An 18,185-nucleotide genomic window follows, 5' to 3' on the forward strand; every position below is an offset into this window, starting at 1 on the left:
CATATGGGGGAAACGATGGGGAAAAAGAAAGATATCTGTTCTTATACATACGAAGAGCTGGCAGAGGAGATGCGGGCGGCCGGCGAGAAGGCCTTCCGGGCAAAGCAGATCTACCAGTGGCTCCACGTGAAGCTGGCGGACAGCTTTGAGGAGATGACCAACCTTTCCAGGGCCCTGCGGGAAAAGCTGGACAAGGAGTACCAGATTGCCAGGGTGGAGCTGGTGGAGAGGCAGATTTCCAAGGCGGACCCTACGGAGAAATTCCTCTTCGAGCTGGAGGATGGCAACATGGTGGAGAGCGTCCTCATGAAATATGACTACGGGAATTCTGTCTGCATTTCCTCCCAGGCCGGGTGTCGGATGGGGTGCCGCTTCTGCGCCTCCACAATCGGCGGGCTCATAAGGAATCTGACGACCTCGGAGATGCTGCGGCAGATCTACAGGATCCAGAAGATAACAGGGGAGAGAGTGTCCAACATCGTGGTCATGGGCACCGGGGAGCCTCTGGACAACTACGACAATTTCGTCCGCTTTGTCCGCATGGTCAGCGCCCCTGAGGGGCTGAACATCAGCCAGAGGAACATCACCGCCTCCACCTGCGGCATTGTGCCCGGCATCCTTCGGCTGGCGGAGGAGGGCTTTCAGATCACCCTGGCTCTGTCCCTCCACGCGGGCACCCAGGAAAAGCGGAAGAGCCTCATGCCCGTGGCAAACAGATACGAGCTCTCAGAGGTGCTGGAAGCCTGCGACACCTATTTCGAGAAGACGGGCAGGAGGATCACCTTTGAGTACAGTCTGGTGAAGGATGTCAATGACACGGACGAGGACGCGGCGGAGCTGATTCGCATAGCCGGACACAGAAACTGCCATATCAACCTGATTCCGGTGAACCCGGTGCGGGAGAGGAGCTACGTGCGGCCCAGCCGCCAAAATGCCCTCAAATTCCAAAATAAACTTGAAAAAAACGGAATAAATGTTACTATAAGAAGGGAAAGAGGCTCCGATATTGACGGGGCCTGCGGACAATTACGGAGACGCTACGCGGCTGCGGGAAAGGAAAGGGCAGATGAAATTTTACGCGCTGACTGATGTGGGGAGAAGACGGGAGGTAAATCAGGACTATGTATTTGCGACAGACAGTCCTATCGGACCGTTCCCGAATCTCCTGGTAGTTGCGGATGGGATGGGCGGCCACAAGGCCGGCGATTTCGCATCCAAATTTACCGTTGAGACGCTGAAAAAAGAACTGGAAAAGAGCGCGCCGGGCAGACCGGATGAGATTTTCAAAGCTGCCATTGACACCGCTAACCGCAGACTGATCGAGGAGGCGCAAAGGGATGTAAAGCTGGAGGGCATGGGAACTACCCTGGTGGCGGCCACGGTCATTGACAATACGCTGCACTTTGCGAATATCGGCGACAGCCGGCTCTATCTGATCAGTGACAACATCCGTCAGCTGTCCAAGGACCACTCTCTGGTAGAGGAGATGGTGCGTCTGGGAGGCATCAAGGCGGAGGAGGCCAGAAACCACCCGGACAAGAACATCATCACCAGGGCTATGGGAGTCAAGGACGAGGCGGAGGCAGATTTCTATGAGTTCCGCATCAGCAGGGGAGACAAGATACTGATGTGTACGGACGGCCTGAGCAACATGGTGGAAGACGAAGTCATGTTCGGCATCGTGAAAGGCTCCAGAGATATCATAGAGGCTGTGCATATGCTGATCGACAGGGCAAATGCAAATGGAGGCAGAGATAATATAGGGGTAGTGATGGCAGAGCCCATCGCTGATGAGGTAGGCAAATGGTAAAAGATGGTATTTTTTTAGGAAACAGATATGAGGTAATAGAGAAGATAGGCGCAGGCGGCATGGCGGATGTCTACAAGGGCAGGGATACGATGCTGAACCGCTATGTCGCTATCAAGGTTTTAAAAAAAGAGTTCCGGGAGGATGCGACCTTTGTAAAGAAGTTCCGCTCCGAGGCCCAGGCCGCGGCGGGCCTCCTGAATCCCAACATCGTCAATGTCTATGATGTGGGGGAGGACAGGGGACTCTACTATATGGTCATGGAGCTTGTGGAGGGCATCACGCTGAAGGAGTATATAGACCGGAAGAAGCGCCTCTCCGCCAGAGAAGTGATCAGCATCGCCATTCAGATGTGCTCGGGCATCGAGGAGGCCCACAAGCATCACATCATACACAGGGACATCAAGCCCCAGAATATTATTATATCCAACGATGGAAAGGTGAAGGTGACAGATTTTGGCATTGCCAGGATGGTGACCTCCACGACCACGACCACAGTGGCTATGGGGTCGGTCCACTACACCTCACCCGAGCAGGCGAGGGGCGGCTACAGCGACGAGAAGAGCGACATCTATTCCATCGGTATCACACTGTACGAGATGGTCACAGGCCAGGTTCCCTTCAACGGTGACACCACGGTGGAGGTGGCCATGAAGCATCTGCAGGAGGAGATCACGCCTCCCTCAGAGCTGGTGCCCGACATCCCCTACAGTCTTGAGCAGATCATTTTGAAATGTACCCAGAAAAACGCGGAGAGAAGATACAGCGATGTGGACGAGCTGATCCAGGACCTGAAGCATTCCCTTGTGGACCCGGAGGGAGATTTTGTCCAGATCGTCCCTGTAGGAAATGCGGACACTGTGATCATCACGGAGGATGACCTGGACGATATCCGCAGTTCCTATGGAGATGATGACGAGGATGACGACTACGGCGAGGACGATGAGGATTACGACGAGGACGAGGACGACCACGACAGCGATGAGGTCAATCCCCGCATGAACAAGGTCATCAAGATCATGACCATCGTCGTGGCGGTCATCATCATACTGGTGCTTGCCCTTGTGATCGGCCGGGCAGCCGGATTGTTCCGCTTCGGGGGCTCAGGGACCCAGCAGGAGGAGGACAGCGGCCAGGTGGAGGTGCCCGATGTGGTGGGCATGACACTGGACGACGCCAAGAAGGAGCTGAACGACGCCGGACTTGGATGGAAGATCGGCAAGCAGGAGGAGTCTGCCCAGTATGACAAGGGCTATGTCATGGGACAGGATCCGGAGGACGGTGAAAAAGTAAAGAAGAACACGCAGATCACGCTGGATGTGAGCACCGGCAAAGCCGAGGAGCAGGTGGAGGTGCCCAACGTGGTGGGACAGGACGAGGCGGATGCCCAGAAGACCCTGGAGGATGCAGGCTTTAAGGTAGAATCCACCGCAGTCTACAGCAGTCAGCCCCAGGGGGAAGTCGTGGCTACCACCCCGGAGGCAGGTACCCAGGCAGCCAAGGGCTCCACTGTGACCATACAGGTCAGCAAGGGGGAAGAGAAGGTCAGTGTTCCGGACGTGCGGGGCACAGATGAAAACACAGCCAAGAACACGCTGTCGGGCGCCGGGCTGAAAGTGACAGTCACCACGGACTACAGTGACAGCGTGGCTCAGGGAAATGTCATTTCCCAGGACCCGTCGGGCGGCACAAAGGTGGACGCGGGGACAAACGTGAATATCGTGGTCAGCCTGGGGTCAAGACCGGTCAGCGTGCCCTCTGTGGTGGGCGTGTCGGAGAGCAATGCCCGCCAGCTGATCGCCAGCGCCGGGCTCAGTGTGGGGACCGTGACCTACAGGGAGGACTCGGCACCGGCAGGCCAGGTGATATCCTGTGACCCCGGCGTGGGGACCAGCGTGTCCAGAGGCACCACAGTCAACCTGGTGGTAAGCCAGGGACAGTCTTCGTCCGGCGGGGAAACAGATGAGCCGGATGAACCGGACACAGGAGAAGGACAGTAATCCATGCAGGGAAAGATCATAAGAGGTATTGCCGGGTTCTACTACGTTCACGTGGCGGGATCCGGTATTTACGAATGTAAGGCAAAAGGGATTTTCAGGAAAGAGAACAAAAAGCCCCTTGTGGGGGACAATGTGGAGATAGATGTGCTGGACGAGAGGGACAGGGAGGGAAACCTGGTCCGCATCCTGCCGAGAAAAAACGAGCTGGTCCGGCCGGCGGTGGCCAACGTGGACCAGGCCCTCGTCGTTTTTGCGGCGGCAAAGCCGGACCCCCATCTGAACCTGCTGGACCGTTTCCTGGTCATGATGGAGAGAAAAGAGATCCCGGCCGTGCTCTGTTTTAACAAAAAGGACATCGCCGATGACCCGAGGCTGGCGCAGCTGGAAGAGATTTACCGGGACTGCGGCTGCCAGATCCTCTTTACAAGCGCGGAGAAAAGGGAAAATATCCGGCAGCTGAAGGAAATCCTGGAGGGGAAGACGACCACAGTGGCAGGCCCCTCCGGCGTGGGAAAATCCTCCCTCATCAATCTGCTCCAGAGCGAGATCCGGATGGAGACCGGCTCTATCAGCGAGAAGATCGAGAGAGGGCGGCACACCACCCGCCACAGCGAGCTCATCGCCATAGACGGAGATTCCTATATCATGGATACGCCGGGATTCAGCTCCCTCTACACAAACGATTTCGAGAAGGAGGAGCTGAAGCATTATTTCCCGGAATTTTTCCCCTATGAGGGACAGTGCAGATACAATGGATGCGACCATGTGCACGAGCCGGACTGCGCCGTGAAGGAGGCGGTGGATGCCGGAAGGATACACAGGACCCGGTACGACAGCTATCTGGATATGTATGAAGAGCTGAAGGCAAAGAGGAGGTATTGAGGTTATGGACTACATTTTAGCGCCGTCCATACTGGCGGCGGACTTTACAAAGCTGGGAGAGGAGATCCGGCTGACAGAGGAAAACGGAGCTGCCTGGCTCCATTTTGACGTTATGGACGGCATGTTTGTCCCCAGTATTTCTTTTGGCATGCCTGTGCTGAGATCCATCCGTCACGCTACGGGACAGTTCATGGACGCCCACCTCATGGTGCAGGATCCGATCCGCTATGTGGAGGCCTTCAAGGAGGCGGGAGCGGACGGTGTGACCGTCCATCTTGAGGCATGCCCGGATGTGAAGGCCGCCCTGGACAAGATCCATGCGTGCGGCATGAAGGCGGGACTTTCCATCTGTCCAGAGACGCCGGCGGCGGAGGTGGAGAAGTACCTGGGCGATGTGGAGATGATCCTCATCATGTGCGTCCACCCAGGGTTCGGCGGCCAGAAATTTATCCCCGAGTCTCTGGACAAGATCCGGACTGTGCGGGCGATGGCCGTGGAAAAAGGGATGGATCTGAACATCCAGGTGGACGGCGGCGTATACCTGACCAATGTCCATGAGGTGCTGGATGCGGGGGCCAATGTGATCGTCGCCGGCTCCGCTGTCTTTAACGGCAGCCCGGCAGAAAATACAAAGAATTTCATGGAGATACTGAAGAGCTATGAGTAGGAGAGCAGTGATCATCAGCGGGGGAATTCTGTACGAAGAGCTGATAGAAAAGACCATCGGGGAGTGCGAAGATCCATGCATTATCGGCGTGGACAAAGGGGTGGAGTTCCTGTATCGTCACAGGATCCAGCCCAGTTATATCGTGGGAGATTTTGACAGTCTGTCCCAGGAGATCGTGGACTATTATAAAAACGAGACCCACGTCTCCGTGCGTGAGTTCAATCCGGTCAAGGACGCCTCTGACACGGAGATCGCAGTGCGGCTTGCCATCACCCTGGGATGCCACGAGATGGTGATCCTGGGCGCTACCGGAAGCCGGGTGGACCATCTGTGGGCGAATATACAGACTCTGACGATTCCGTTCAAGGCCGGGATCGATGCTGTCATTCTGGATCCGATGAACAGGATACGGCTTATTGGCGGAGAGACACACCTGAAAAAAGAGGATGCCTTCGGGGACTACTTTTCCGTGTTCCCGCTGGGGGAGACAATTTACGGATTTAATATCTGCGGGGCAAAGTACCCGTTGGAGGATCATACGCTGACGCCTTACGACAGTCTCTGCGTGAGCAATGAGTTCCAGGAGGATGAAGTGGTCATTGATTTTATCGGCGGGATCGTCATCCTGATGGAGACCCGGGATTTTGCTTAGTAAGTATGCACATAGAGCGGTTAAAGAGGCTGGATTATGGGTTACAAAAATGAATGGTTTCTATTAGAAGCAGATGATGACATTGACGAGATCGAACACCGTGAACCCACGGAAGAGTTTTTGTTTTACCGGGCAGTGGCGACAGGAGATGTGGAAACAGTCAAAAAGAATTGTGAGCAGGGGCGCTTTATAGAAGAAGAGGGAGTAGGCATTCTCTCAAGGGATCCTGTGGTTAATCTGAAGTATCACTTTGTGATCACAACCGCCATGATCACGCGCCTTTGCAGGCAGAACGGTATGGAGCTGGAACAGGCTTTCCGAATGAGTGATTTTTATATCCAGAAACTGGACGATATACATACGAAAACGGAAGTACGTAAACTTCATGACGAGATGGTCATGGACTATACGGAGAAAATGCGTAAATATTCCTGCAATGATACTAATTCGAAGCATATTAATGCATGCAAGGAATACATATATTCGCATATTAAAGAGAGGATTACGATTGAAGATTTGTCAGATGAACTTGGCGTATCGTCAGGTTATCTTTCCCGCCTGTTTAAAAAAGAGACAGGGGTGTCCGTAAGCGTATATATACGCAGACAGAAGATTGATATGGCGAAGAACCTTCTCAGATTCAGTGATTATTCTATGATAGAAATTGCAAACAGGCTTTCTTTTTCATCTCAGAGTCATTTTATACAGCAGTTCCGTGAAGCGGTTGGGATGACTCCAAAGAAATACCGAGATGAATACTATATGGTTCAGTGGAACATCGAAACAGATGCGCCAAAACCGAACGACGGCGATGCCTGAGCGCCGGACAAAGAGAATTCCTGAAAAAACGGGATACAGTTACCATTTGGCCTGTATCCCGTTTGTATTTACATTGTCAGGAAAATTTCATTGCTCTCTGTGAGCAGTTCTTCAGGTATGTAATTATCAGGCAGTTCTTTCCCGTTCAGAATCAGGCTCCTGCAGCCGGACTCACGGTGATCCGGATTTTCAACCCGGATGTGGAGATGCTTCCCTCGGAAATCTTTATCCATCTCAAAGGAATCCCATGTTTCAGGTATTGCCGGTTCGATCCGTATCCCATCCAGATCCGGCCTCAGTCCGAGAATCCCTTCTACGCAGCCTACCATTACGGTGGAAGCGGTTCCTGTCAGCCAGTGTACGTGGGAACGGCCGAAATGTCTGCTGGCCGGCCCTTCTGTAAACTGTCCATAGCAGTACGGCTCAAGATGACGGATCTCTGCCCGGTCATTCTGGGCGGCAGGCGCATTTTCCGTAAAGTATTCAAATGCACGGTTGCCATGGCCGCTGAGAGCTTCAGCAAGGATCAGCCAGCCCTGGGACTGAGAGAAGATGCCGGAGTTTTCTTTTGTCCCTTGATTATAGATTACGGCAAGTGCGCCGTCAAATGCGTGTGCATGGTAGGGCGGATCCATCAGGATGGCGCCGTATGATGTATTGAGCCTCTGATACACATTTTCCAGAGCGGCATCAGCCTGGTCTTTGGATGCAAGACCGCTGATGACAGCCCAGCTCTGGGGATTCAGCCACATATTTGCCTCCGGATCCGCTGCTGCGCCGATCCGCTCACCATTCTCAGTAAAGCCGCGGATGAAACGGTCGTTATCCCAGCAAAGTTTTTGAATCTTCTCTCCGATTTCTTTCTGCTTTTTTTCGAGATAGCGGATGTATTCGCTGTCCTGTTTATGGACGGCAAATTTTTTTAATATGGTCATTGCATAGTAGAACTGCAGTGCGACAAAGGAGGATTCCCCTTCTGCTCCGAGGCGGAGGCAGTCATTCCAGTCCGCATATAATCCGGCAGGCATACCGTGGGGGCCCAGATGATCAAAGGAAAACTGTACGGCGCGTTTCAGATGCTCGTAAACACTTCCTTTATCTTTATTGGCAAAGGGGATGACTTCATCGAGAAACGCGGTATTTCCTGTCTCCGAGATGTATTTGTAGACTGTCGGGAACAGCCAGAGGGCATCGTCGGCGCGGTAGGCGGGGTGCCCGGTTTCACGGACATAGGAGGCGTCGTCCGGCGTATCCTCATGTCCCGGATCATGGGTGAATTTTACAAGTGGAAGACCGCCGCCGTTATCTACCTGTGCCGAGAGCATGAAGCGGATCTTCTCACATGCCATTTCAGGGGCAAGATGGATGATTCCCTGAATATCCTGTACGGTATCACGATAGCCGTAGCCGTTTCGCAGTCCGCAGTAAATGAAAGATGCGGCCCTTGACCAGACAAAGGTTATGAAACAGTTGTAGGCGTTCCATGTATTGACCATCGTATTGAAGGCGGGATCTGGCGTTTTGATCTTCAGATGATCCAGTTTTCCATACCAGTCTGCTTTCAGTGTGCTGATCTCCTGTTTTACCTGTGCGGACGGATCTTTATAGGAGTCGATGATAGCGGCCGCTTCCGCGGAAGGCTTCATACCGAGAAGAAAGAGTACAGTCCTGGATTCGCCGGGATCCAGAGTGATCTTGCAGGAGAGAGCGCCGCATGAGTTTTCATTGTAGCTGTTTACGTTTCCAAGATCAGAGGAGATTACGCCCTGAGGATTGCCGTATCCGTGGTATTTTCCCAGAAATACTGCTTTATCTCCGCAATAGGAGGAAACTTCTGCTCCCGCAAGACCGAAGAATCGTTCTGTTACCTTTTTATCATCTACTTTTTCATCTTCCCTCAGTGCATCGAGATTACCGTGAATCTGCTGGATGATCCGGTTTTTTTCAAATAATGTGCGGGTGATAAAAAGGGAATACTGGAGGTTCACCTGATCTTGTTCATAATTGCTGTGGTTTGTGAACTCTGCATATCCGGTAAGTGTAAGCTCCCGCTTCCGGTCCGATTCGTTGGTCACGGAAAGCGCCCAGACTTCATAGGATTTCCCAAGGGGAACATAGTAGTCCGCCTCAGAATGTATGCTGCTGTAATCTGCAAGCATTCTTGTATAACCCATACCGTGGCAGCATTTGCTTTGATATTCTTTGGTGTCTTTTCCTACCGGCTGCCATGAGGCGGACCAGTAATCGCCGGAAGTGTTATCCCGGATATAAATGTAGCGCCCAGGCTGGTCAAACTGGTTGAATATATACCGGAGGATACGCCCGTTTGCCCCTGATCTGGCAAAGCTGTATCCGCCTGCATTGTTAGAGATGATCGCTCCGTACTCCGGCGATCCCAGATAATTTACCCAGGGAGCAGGTGTGTCCGGACGGTCGATCACATATTCACGTTCTTTGTCATCAAAATATCCATATTTCATAATCTTATTTCTGTCCTTTCCATTGGTTTTAATTGAGCTTTACTATGATACGGTGACGTCCACCCGAAAGAGTATCAAGCATTCTGCGAGGAAGAACGGCGCGGCCGAGTTTGTCTGTCTGAAGCTTCTGCCCTTCGCAGAAAGACGAGGAGACTTTGTAGGCGCCGCTGTCTTTCCTGTCAGGATTTTCGTAGATGACATCAAGTTTCTTTCCGGCGAAAACAAGGCTGACCGATGCTTTTCCCTGATCGTCGAACTGTTCGGCCATAAGCCGGGGAGCCAGGATGAGATCCCCGGCCTCTCCACGGACGCCGAAGACCTGAGTGATCATGGTCATCATGAACCAGCTTGCGGCTCCTGTCAGATAGTGGTACATTCCTCTTCCGTCGGAGCGGAAATATTCCGGAATCCCCGGATAGATACGGCTGGTGTCAAAATCCAGGGCAGTTTCTGCCAATGTTTTCAGCGCTTTCCATCCTTCTTTGGCAAAACCACGGCGGTACAGGGCGTTGGCATACATCACAGTCATATGGGAGAATACGGCTCCGTTTTCTTTTTCACCGTATGCAAACCCGAACATGCGTCCCATGTCAAACTTTAATTCATGGAAATCCGTGTTCAACCGGTATCCCCCGATCTCTTTCTGGTAGAGATAGTGATCCGCGCTGTTTACGATTTTGCGGATCTGCTGTTCCGAAGCGACATTCCCCATAATTGCAAAAACCTGCCCTGTGAGTATCATTCGGACTTCATTTGGGAAAAATCCTTCTACCGCGCGCCCGTGATTATCGTAATAACTGTTAAACCATCCTTCATCCGCTCCGCCGTCAATCCATTCATGATCCTTCAGATAACCCGTCAGCCAGTCAGCTTTGTGCTCCAGATTTTCCGCCAGTTCGGACAGAGGGACGGAAAACCGTCTGCCGCTGACCCTGTGCCGGCAGCTCTGGGTATAGCTTGCAAGCAAATTTATTTTGTCTGCTGTGTTTTCAAATAATTCAGGATCATCGTTGAGCAGGATCCGCAGCTCTTCGGTCAGTTTTGTTTCTTTTACAGGAGAGCGGCTTTCAAGAAGCCGGATCATTGAGGCAAGCTCGCGAAGATTCCCTGTATATGCAAAGGTAAAAGCGACGCTTTCTCCGTGTTCGGAGGCCATGTCCAGGGCGTCGTTCCAGTCAGCTCCCCGAAGGCGGTAAATATTGTGGCCACCGACCTCATAAAAAGCGGTCAGCTGCTGAATCAGAAGATGTTCCAATATGGTTCCGGTATAAATATTATTGTCCTCTGTGCGCAGCAGATTTCCCTGCCCGGCATCCCACAGGGTATCGATCTGTGTTCCTCTGTCTGACTGGGCATCTTTAAAATAAGGAGCCTGCCTGTTCAGGATATCGATATCACCTGTCTGGTCGATGTAAAGTTTCGTAGTCATTTGCGGCCAGAGTGCGTGATCCATCCATACCCGTGAGATTCCGTTGCGGTCTGCGATGAAATTGCCGTCTCCGTCTCCGATGATCGTTGCGTTTGTTCCATCGATCCGCACTCCGCCGAAGTTTTTCTCTATCATCTGCCCTACTCCGTTTGGATCCATGAGAAGGAGAGAAAGGCAGTCCTGCCAGAGATCCCGCCACCCTCGTCCGCCTCTTCCGTAATCGTGATGAGGCAGGAAAGAACATCCGAACAGACGCCGGAGGAAAGGCTGGAAACAGATCCATTTCATTAGCCGGTCAAAATCGGCGTCTCCGGTATGAAATCCCGTGTTGACTTTCTCTTTCCACCATGATTTCGTTATTTCTAGAGACTTCCGTACCTTGTCCGGAGAGTTGTATTTTTCATAAATACGGGCAATGCCCTCGTGTGTGCCTTCTACTCCGAGGAGCAGGATATATTCCGCTTCTTTGCCGGGGGCAAGCCGGATCCGGGGGAAACGGAAAGCGCCCATTGCTTCTTTGCCGGCGGCTGTGGTTCCTGCCGGCACACCGGAGTAATTTTCACAGACGGCACGGGGATGTGTGTAGGTGCCTCCTTCTCCCAGAAAGTCCTCTACAGTGGGATAGAAACTTTCCGGAGCCTGACCGCTGCCGCTGCATCCGCATACATAGTAGATTTTTGTGTTGGGACGATGTCCCCGCTCGTCAAAAGACATTGTCGGACGGACGAAGACTCCATTGGAATCTGTCCGGATGCGGTGGAGCATGGAAGTTACATTTCTGTGATCCCTTATATTATCAGCGCTCCGTCCGTAGATCGGAATTGCGGCGTAAGGGATCAGATCCTTTGTACTGTCTGACTGATTACGGACAGTAATGTGCATGATTTCTACATTATCATTTACAGGAATAAAGGAAGTGATCCGTGTCTCAAGGGAAAGGGCGGAAGAGAACCTTTCCAGTGTATGCCACATGAATCCTGCGGTAATTTTGCTTTGATCCTGAAGGGCTGTAAACTTTACCGCTTCCTGCTTTGCAGATGCGCCAGTCGCAGAGAAAATCCCTTCTTTTTCACATACAAGCCAGAAATTTCTGACAGAACGGTTGTTATGAAGATTTTCCGCGCTGACAGGTTCTAATAAGAAGGTTTCCTGATCTGTCTTGGAGTCACCGCCCAGATTTGGGGTAAGAGAACTCTTCAACCCTGTTTCTGATGCCAGCGGAAAATAAAGATAACTAGTATTTTCCGGCTGTTTTATAGAAAAACTGCCGTATTCGTCAATAAACTGCAGATGTTTCATTTTGCGTCTCCTTTCATGATTCTTATTTATTATTTATGGAAATTATATAAGAATCTTTATATAGCAAAAATCAGAAAAAGGGGGAAAAATATCAGAATCATGACATGAAATCTTAATGTGCCGAAAACGGGTCATAAATCTGATATTTTTTCGGAATTTATAATATATTGAGCAGCCGGCTTGAGCTATAATTCTATCATCGTAAGCAGGGCGGGGGCCTTGTGGATAATATAAGACAGGAGGATTGAACAATGAAAAAGAGAGTATTTGCTGCTTTAATGGCAGCAGTCACTGCGGCAGGATTGCTGGCAGGCTGCGGCAGTTCGGGATCTGATGAAGGATCCGGAACAACAGAGAGCACGGAAGAGGGAAAGGTCATCAATATTTACAGCTGGAATGATGAGTTCCGTACTCGGCTGGAGGCTGTGTATCCGGAAGTTGAGAGTACATCCGATGACGGAACAGTAACCACATTGAAAGATGGAACGGAGATTCACTGGGTGATCAATCCGAACCAGGACGGCGTCTACCAGCAGAAACTCGATGAAGCGCTCATGAACCAGGCGGACGCGGCGGCAGATGATAAGATCGATATTTTCTTATCAGAGACAGATTATGTTTATAAATATACGGATGCAGAAGCCGACGTTGCAATGCCGCTTACTGATCTGGGAATTGATCCGGACACAGATCTTGCAGATCAGTATGACTTTACAAAGACAACAGCTTCTGACCGTGAAGGAGTCCAGAGAGGTTCTACCTGGCAGTGCTGCCCGGGAGTCCTTGTATACCGCAGAGATATTGCAAAGGATGTATTCGGAACGGATGATCCGACAGCAGTAGGCGAGAAAGTAAAAGACTGGGATACTCTGAAAGCAACTGCCGAGGAGCTGAAGGCAAAAGGATATTATACATTTGCTTCTTATGCAGATACATTCCGTGTATACAGCAACAATATGAGCGAGCCTTGGGTAGCGGACGGCGAGACTACAGTAAAAATAGACCCGCTGATCATGGACTGGGTGGAAAATTCCAAAGAGTGGCTGGATGCCGGCTATCTGGACAAGACTGTAAAAGGCCAGTTTAATGATGACTGGAACAAGGCAATGGGATCTTCTTCCAAGGTGTTCGCATTCCTGCTTCCGCCGTGGGGCATTGACTTTACCTTGAACCCGAACTGGGACGGCGATGCAGGCGCATGGGCAGTCACGAATCCTCCGCAGGAATACAACTGGGGCGGATCTTACATCCATGCGGCAACGGGTACGGACAATCCAGAACACGTAAAGGACATTATTTTGGCAATGACTGCAGACAAAGATACTCTGCTGAAAATCTCCAAGGATTATCTTGACTTTACAAATACGGTAAGCGGTATGGAAGAGGCAGCCGCAGACGATACATATGCATCTGATTTCCTGGGCGGACAGAACGCATATGAGTACTACGCACCGGTAGCGGAAAATATAAAGATTGCTCCGCTTTCAGCGTATGATCTGGGATGTGTCGAACTGTTCCAGAACTCATTCAGCGATTATTTTCAGGGTAATGTAGACTTTGACAAGGCGAAAGCAAACTTTGAAACCGCAATCAAAGAGCGTTATCCGGATATCACAGAGGTTGAGTGGCCCGAATAATGCAGCAAGCCGGCAGCCCCGCGGACGGACAGTCCGTAGGGCTGCCGGAAACAGAAAGGAATGATACTTTATGAAAAAGAAGCGTAAAAGTGTCAGCTATGCTAAGTGGGGATATATTTTTATCCTGCCGTTTTTTATATGTTTTCTGATTTTTTCTTTGATTCCTCTGATCGATACAGTCAGATATAGTTTCTTTGAATATTACCGGTCGGGGATCAAAGAAATCGGTCCCGATTTTATCGGGATGCAGAATTATATCAGCCTGCTGGGATCAGATATGCTGAAATATGCGGGCAATACACTGATCCTTTGGGTCATTGGATTTATTCCGCAGATTGTTGTGGCGCTGCTTCTTGCAAACTGGTTTACGGATATCCGTCTGAAGATCAGAGGCAAGCAGTTCTTTAAGGTGGTTATCTATCTCCCGAACTTGATCATGGCATCCGCATTTGCAATGCTGTTTTTTGCAATGTTTTCAACAAACGGACCGATCAATTCGATCATGATATCTCTAGGATGGATCAGCAAGCCGATAGATTTCCTCGGATCCGTGATCGGGACCAGATCCCTTATAGGACTTATGAATTTCCTGATGTGGTTTGGAAATACGACGATTATGCTTATGGCGGCAATCATGGGGATTAGTCCGGATATATTTGAAGCCTGTGAACTGGACGGATGTACAGGCATTCAAAGATTCTTTTATATAACACTTCCGCAGATCAGACCGATTCTTGCATATACATTGATCACATCAATTATTGGAGGGTTGCAGATGTTCGATGTACCGCAGATCCTGACCAATGGACAGGGAAATCCGGACCGTACATCCATGACACTGATTATGTTCCTTAACAGCCATCTGGAGAGCAGAAACTATGGAATGGCAGGAGCGTTGTCCGTATATCTGTTTATTGTAAGCGGAATCCTATGTTTCTTTGTATACAGAATCACAAACGGGAGCAGCGATGATGGGACAAAAGCGGAAAAGAAGAAATTAAGAAAAACACGGAAAGGGGGAAGATAGGTTATGAAATCGAAAAATAGAATGCGGGGAAAGACAATACTTGCCTATATAGTGCTTATATTCCTTTCGTTCTTATGCCTATTTTTCTTTTATATCCTGATTGTGAACGCAACACGTTCCCATGCAGATCTGCAAAAAGGTTTTTCGGCAATTCCGGGAACCTATTTTCTGGAAAACTTGAAGAACGTTGCAAATGATGGAAGTTTTCCAATGTTTAAGGGAATTTTGAACAGTCTGATTGTTTCTGCCTGTTCAGCGGCTCTCTGTACATACTTTTCAGCATTGACCGCATACGGTCTTTACGCATATGATTTTAAGGCCAAAAAAGTTGCATTTACATTTATCATGGCAATACTTGTCATGCCGACACAAGTAACGGCAATGGGTTTTCTTCGGCTGATCACAAATATGGGTATGTATGATTCGCTTCTTCCGCTGATCATACCGTCCATTGCGTCTCCCGCTGTATTTTACTTTATGTACAGTTATCTACAGTCGTCTCTTCCGCTGTCCCTTGTAGAAGCGGCAAGAATTGACGGATCAGGAGAGTTTAGGACGTTTAACCAGATTGTAATCCCGATCATGAAGCCGGCGATTGCAGTACAGGCAATATTTACTTTTGTAAGTTCATGGAATAATTACTTTATTCCTGCGTTGGTGATTCAGTCCAAGGACAAAATGACGGTGCCGATCCTGATTGCAACGCTCCGGGGCGCGGATTATATGAATTTTGATATGGGTAAAATCTACATGATGATCACAGTAGCAATCGTGCCGATCATTATTGTATATCTTCTTCTTTCCAAATACATCATTGCAGGCGTAACGCTTGGTGGTGTAAAAGAATAAAAGGCAGAAAAACTGAGAAACCGCTACGGGGCAATCCTCTTAATATGCAGGAAAACACGGTGGCGGTTTCTTTTGCTGTAATATAAAAAATTATAATAGATAACGGGGTATGATAATGAAAAAACAGATACACAGCGGCAGTCTGAAACAGGAACTGTCTGAACGTGAGAAAAGACACAGCGCGTTGGCGAGAAGAGCGGCGGCGGAAGGAATCGTGCTTCTTAAAAACGAGGGGATGCTCCCGCTGAAGACGTCTGATCCCATCGCCCTGTTCGGCAGCGGCGCCGGGAAGACAGTAAAAGGCGGCATAGGATCCGGCGATGTAAATAACAGGAACAGTATTTCTGTTTACAGAGGAATAAAAGAAGCCGGAGCAGTGGTTACAAATGAGGACTGGATCCAGGATTATGATAAACGTTATAAAGAAGCCAGAGAAGAGTGGAAAGAAAAGATACTGGAGGATGTGCGTCATGTACAGAATCCATTTGATGCCTACGCGGCGAATCCGTTTTCTCTTCCGGACGGACGCAGAATTCAGGAAACGGATCTGAAGGGAGCCGCTGCCGCGGTTTATGTGATAAGCAGGATCTCCGGAGAAGGGAAAGACCGGCGCATTGAAAAGGGAGATTATTATCTGAGCAGCAGAGAGAGGGAGGATATATTGTACCTTGACAGGTTTCATATTCCTCTGATTTTGATATTGAACTCCGGCGGTCCGGTTGAGCTTACGGATATCCTTCAGGAAACGGAGAATATCCGTGCGGTTCTGAACATTTCCCAGCCGGGGCAGGAAGGTGGACACGCTGTTGCGGATATTCTTTTCGGCAGGGCGGTGCCGGAAGGAAAACTTACGGCAACATGGGCCCGGCAGTATGAGGACTACCCTTTCTCAGATACATACAGCTATCTCAACGGAGATCTGGAAAAAGAAGAGTACAGGGAAGGTATCTATGTGGGGTACCGTTACTTTGACAGTTTTGGCGTAAAGCCGCTGTTTTCTTTCGGATACGGACTCTCCTATACATCGTTCGGCTTGGCATTCCGTGTCCTGCAGACGGAAAAATCTTCTGTTCAGGCACGGGTCGCGGTCACAAATACAGGACAAAGCTATGCCGGCAGGGAAGTGGTGCAGGTATATGTATCTTTTCCTCAGGGCAGAATTGAAAAAGAGAGCCGAAGACTTGCGGGATTTGCAAAGACAGACCGTCTGATGCCGGGAGAGAGCCGGGAAGTAGTTGTGGAGATCCGGCAGAAGCAGCTTGCCGTATTTTCTGAAGAGCGGCAGGCGTGGATCGTGGAAGCAGGAACATACGGTATATGGGTGGGAAACAGTCTGGATTCTGCTGTGCTCTCGGCTTATCTCACAGTCCCCCGGGAAGTGGTTCTGGAGAGAACGCACCGGATCTGTCCCCGAAAAGAGCCGTTTGAAGAACTATGTCGGGACAGTTTCGGAAACAGTGAAAGCAGAGCGGAGGAAGAAAAGAAAAAAACGATACCGGTATATGAATTTGTGCCATGCAGCCAACCGGAAATTCAGTATGTATCACCGGCAGAAGAACAGTATTCTGTGGAGGAACTGATCCCGCTTCTGTACGGTAATATTACAGCAGGAGCCAGTACACTTGGATCAGCCGGAATCCGTGTACCCGGTTCGGCGGGCGAGACAACAGAATCACTGGAGGGAAAATATGATATCCGTTCTCTGATCATGGCGGACGGACCGGCAGGTCTGAGGCTCAGACAGAGTTACCAGGTTGACAGGGAGACAGACTCTGTTCACAGCGCCGGCGTTTTAGGTTCTCTGGAAAACGGTTTTCTGGAATCAGAGGAAATTTATGAAAACGCGGACACTTACTATCAGTATTGTACGGCGTTTCCGGTAGGCACTGCTTTGGCGCAGACATGGGATACCGACCTGCTCTGCGAGTTCGGACGTGCAGTTGCGGAAGAAATGAGAGAATTCCATATAGATCTCTGGCTGGCACCCGGTATGAATATCCAGAGAAATCCTCTCTGCGGGAGAAATTTTGAATATTTTTCGGAAGATCCGCTTCTGACAGGCGTACTTGCATCCGCAGTCACCAGGGGTGTTCAGGAGCAAACAGGATGTGGTGTGACGGTCAAACATTTTGCCTGCAACAATCAGGAGGATAACAGAATGGGAGTGGACTCCTGTGTTTCAGAGCGGGCGCTGCGTGAGATATACTTGCGCGGGTTTGAGATTGCGGTAAAAGAGAGTACACCGGCGGCAATCATGTCATCATACAATCTGATCAACGGCGTCCATGCGGCGAACAGTTACGACTTGTGTACGGTTGTCGCACGAAAGGAATGGGGATTTGAAGGCGTGATCATGTCGGATTGGAATACAACAGTACCGGAGGACGGAAGTATCCCGTGGAAATGTGCCGATGCCGGAAATGATATCATCATGCCGGGAAATAGTGATGATGATGAGAATATCCGGCAGGCGTATGCACGGGGTGATCTGACAGAACAAAAGATCCGTGAATGCGCAGGAAGGATCATATCATTAGTAAAAAAATTAAGTGAGGATGCGTAGGAAGGTTTCCGGAAGTTAAAACAGATATTTCATGAGAAACCGCTGGCGGGAAAGAATTCCAATGAAGGGATCTT

At 50.2% G+C, this 18,185-nt stretch carries 13 protein-coding genes; 11 read left to right on the top strand and 2 right to left on the bottom strand.

Features of this window, described 5'->3' with window-relative positions:
- The first annotated feature begins 3 nt into the window (after positions 1-3).
- Genes rlmN through B5E62_RS12460 form a run of 7 tightly spaced genes read left to right on the top strand, consistent with a single transcriptional unit; the run spans position 4 to position 6,827 of the window.
- A complete protein-coding gene (gene rlmN, locus B5E62_RS12430; RefSeq protein WP_242957905.1) occupies positions 4-1,089 on the top strand; it encodes a 23S rRNA (adenine(2503)-C(2))-methyltransferase RlmN in 1,086 nt (361 codons plus the stop codon).
- Entirely contained in the window at positions 1,067-1,810 is a 744-nt protein-coding gene (locus tag B5E62_RS12435) for a Stp1/IreP family PP2C-type Ser/Thr phosphatase (RefSeq protein ID WP_087174870.1), read from the top strand. The genes rlmN and B5E62_RS12435 overlap by 23 nt, the downstream gene beginning before the upstream one ends.
- Positions 1,804-3,807 (top strand): Stk1 family PASTA domain-containing Ser/Thr kinase, encoded by a 2,004-nt coding sequence (pknB, locus tag B5E62_RS12440; protein WP_087174871.1) that lies wholly within the window; start codon positions 1,804-1,806, stop codon positions 3,805-3,807. The genes B5E62_RS12435 and pknB overlap by 7 nt, the downstream gene beginning before the upstream one ends.
- 3 nt (positions 3,808-3,810) lie before the next feature.
- The gene (gene rsgA / locus B5E62_RS12445; RefSeq protein ID WP_087174872.1) at positions 3,811-4,689 is read left to right on the top strand and encodes a ribosome small subunit-dependent GTPase A; all 879 of its coding nucleotides are present in this window, start codon (positions 3,811-3,813) and stop codon (positions 4,687-4,689) included.
- A 4-nt stretch (positions 4,690-4,693) separates the two neighbouring features.
- Positions 4,694-5,356, top strand: coding sequence for a ribulose-phosphate 3-epimerase (gene rpe / locus B5E62_RS12450; protein WP_087174873.1), 663 nt, complete (start codon positions 4,694-4,696; stop codon positions 5,354-5,356).
- Entirely contained in the window at positions 5,349-6,008 is a 660-nt protein-coding gene (locus B5E62_RS12455) for a thiamine diphosphokinase (RefSeq protein WP_087174874.1), read from the top strand. The genes rpe and B5E62_RS12455 overlap by 8 nt, the downstream gene beginning before the upstream one ends.
- Before the next feature lie 36 nt (positions 6,009-6,044).
- Positions 6,045-6,827: a helix-turn-helix domain-containing protein gene (locus B5E62_RS12460; protein ID WP_087174875.1), complete on the top strand. Its 783-nt coding sequence runs from the start codon at positions 6,045-6,047 to the stop codon at positions 6,825-6,827.
- A 68-nt stretch (positions 6,828-6,895) separates the two neighbouring features.
- Here the strand turns inward: B5E62_RS12460 and B5E62_RS12465 are convergent, their stop codons facing one another.
- A complete protein-coding gene (locus B5E62_RS12465) occupies positions 6,896-9,307 on the bottom strand; it encodes a GH36-type glycosyl hydrolase domain-containing protein (RefSeq protein ID WP_087174876.1) in 2,412 nt (803 codons plus the stop codon).
- Between the two features lie 28 nt (positions 9,308-9,335).
- Positions 9,336-12,035: a GH36-type glycosyl hydrolase domain-containing protein gene (locus B5E62_RS12470; RefSeq protein ID WP_087174877.1), complete on the bottom strand. Its 2,700-nt coding sequence runs from the start codon at positions 12,033-12,035 to the stop codon at positions 9,336-9,338.
- Positions 12,036-12,286: 251 nt separating this feature from the next.
- On the opposite strand from B5E62_RS12470, the gene B5E62_RS12475 reads away from it, so the two are divergent.
- From B5E62_RS12475 to B5E62_RS12490, 4 genes are all read left to right on the top strand, one after another.
- Positions 12,287-13,672, top strand: a complete 1,386-nt coding sequence (locus tag B5E62_RS12475) for an ABC transporter substrate-binding protein (protein WP_087174878.1) — start codon at positions 12,287-12,289, stop codon at positions 13,670-13,672.
- Positions 13,673-13,742: 70 nt separating this feature from the next.
- Positions 13,743-14,699 carry a carbohydrate ABC transporter permease gene (locus tag B5E62_RS12480; RefSeq protein ID WP_087174879.1) on the top strand — a complete coding sequence of 319 codons (957 nt, stop codon included), beginning with the start codon at positions 13,743-13,745 and terminating at the stop codon, positions 14,697-14,699.
- A 3-nt stretch (positions 14,700-14,702) separates the two neighbouring features.
- On the top strand, positions 14,703-15,548 hold the full coding sequence (locus B5E62_RS12485; protein ID WP_087174880.1) for a carbohydrate ABC transporter permease: 846 nt from the start codon (positions 14,703-14,705) through the stop codon (positions 15,546-15,548).
- 109 nt (positions 15,549-15,657) lie between these two features.
- Positions 15,658-18,111 carry a glycoside hydrolase family 3 C-terminal domain-containing protein gene (locus B5E62_RS12490; protein WP_442911358.1) on the top strand — a complete coding sequence of 818 codons (2,454 nt, stop codon included), beginning with the start codon at positions 15,658-15,660 and terminating at the stop codon, positions 18,109-18,111.
- The last annotated feature ends 74 nt before the right edge of the window (positions 18,112-18,185 follow it).

It is taken from the genome of Lachnoclostridium sp. An118 (assembly GCF_002160985.1).
Taxonomy (GTDB): Bacteria; Bacillota; Clostridia; order Lachnospirales; family Lachnospiraceae; genus Claveliimonas; species Claveliimonas stercoravium.

What these genes read in the sequence shown, in the direction of transcription:
- rlmN (WP_242957905.1), top strand. Translation starts at nt 4, where the DNA reads ATGGGGGAAACGATGGGGAAAAAGAAAGATATCTGTTCTTATACATAC.
- B5E62_RS12435 (WP_087174870.1), top strand. Translation starts at nt 1,067, where the DNA reads ATGAAATTTTACGCGCTGACTGATGTGGGGAGAAGACGGGAGGTAAAT.
- pknB (WP_087174871.1), top strand. Translation starts at nt 1,804, where the DNA reads ATGGTAAAAGATGGTATTTTTTTAGGAAACAGATATGAGGTAATAGAG.
- rsgA (WP_087174872.1), top strand. Translation starts at nt 3,811, where the DNA reads ATGCAGGGAAAGATCATAAGAGGTATTGCCGGGTTCTACTACGTTCAC.
- rpe (WP_087174873.1), top strand. Translation starts at nt 4,694, where the DNA reads ATGGACTACATTTTAGCGCCGTCCATACTGGCGGCGGACTTTACAAAG.
- B5E62_RS12455 (WP_087174874.1), top strand. Translation starts at nt 5,349, where the DNA reads ATGAGTAGGAGAGCAGTGATCATCAGCGGGGGAATTCTGTACGAAGAG.
- B5E62_RS12460 (WP_087174875.1), top strand. Translation starts at nt 6,045, where the DNA reads ATGGGTTACAAAAATGAATGGTTTCTATTAGAAGCAGATGATGACATT.
- B5E62_RS12465 (WP_087174876.1), bottom strand. Translation starts at nt 9,307, where the DNA reads ATGAAATATGGATATTTTGATGACAAAGAACGTGAATATGTGATCGAC.
- B5E62_RS12470 (WP_087174877.1), bottom strand. Translation starts at nt 12,035, where the DNA reads ATGAAACATCTGCAGTTTATTGACGAATACGGCAGTTTTTCTATAAAA.
- B5E62_RS12475 (WP_087174878.1), top strand. Translation starts at nt 12,287, where the DNA reads ATGAAAAAGAGAGTATTTGCTGCTTTAATGGCAGCAGTCACTGCGGCA.
- B5E62_RS12480 (WP_087174879.1), top strand. Translation starts at nt 13,743, where the DNA reads ATGAAAAAGAAGCGTAAAAGTGTCAGCTATGCTAAGTGGGGATATATT.
- B5E62_RS12485 (WP_087174880.1), top strand. Translation starts at nt 14,703, where the DNA reads ATGAAATCGAAAAATAGAATGCGGGGAAAGACAATACTTGCCTATATA.
- B5E62_RS12490 (WP_442911358.1), top strand. Translation starts at nt 15,658, where the DNA reads ATGATAATGAAAAAACAGATACACAGCGGCAGTCTGAAACAGGAACTG.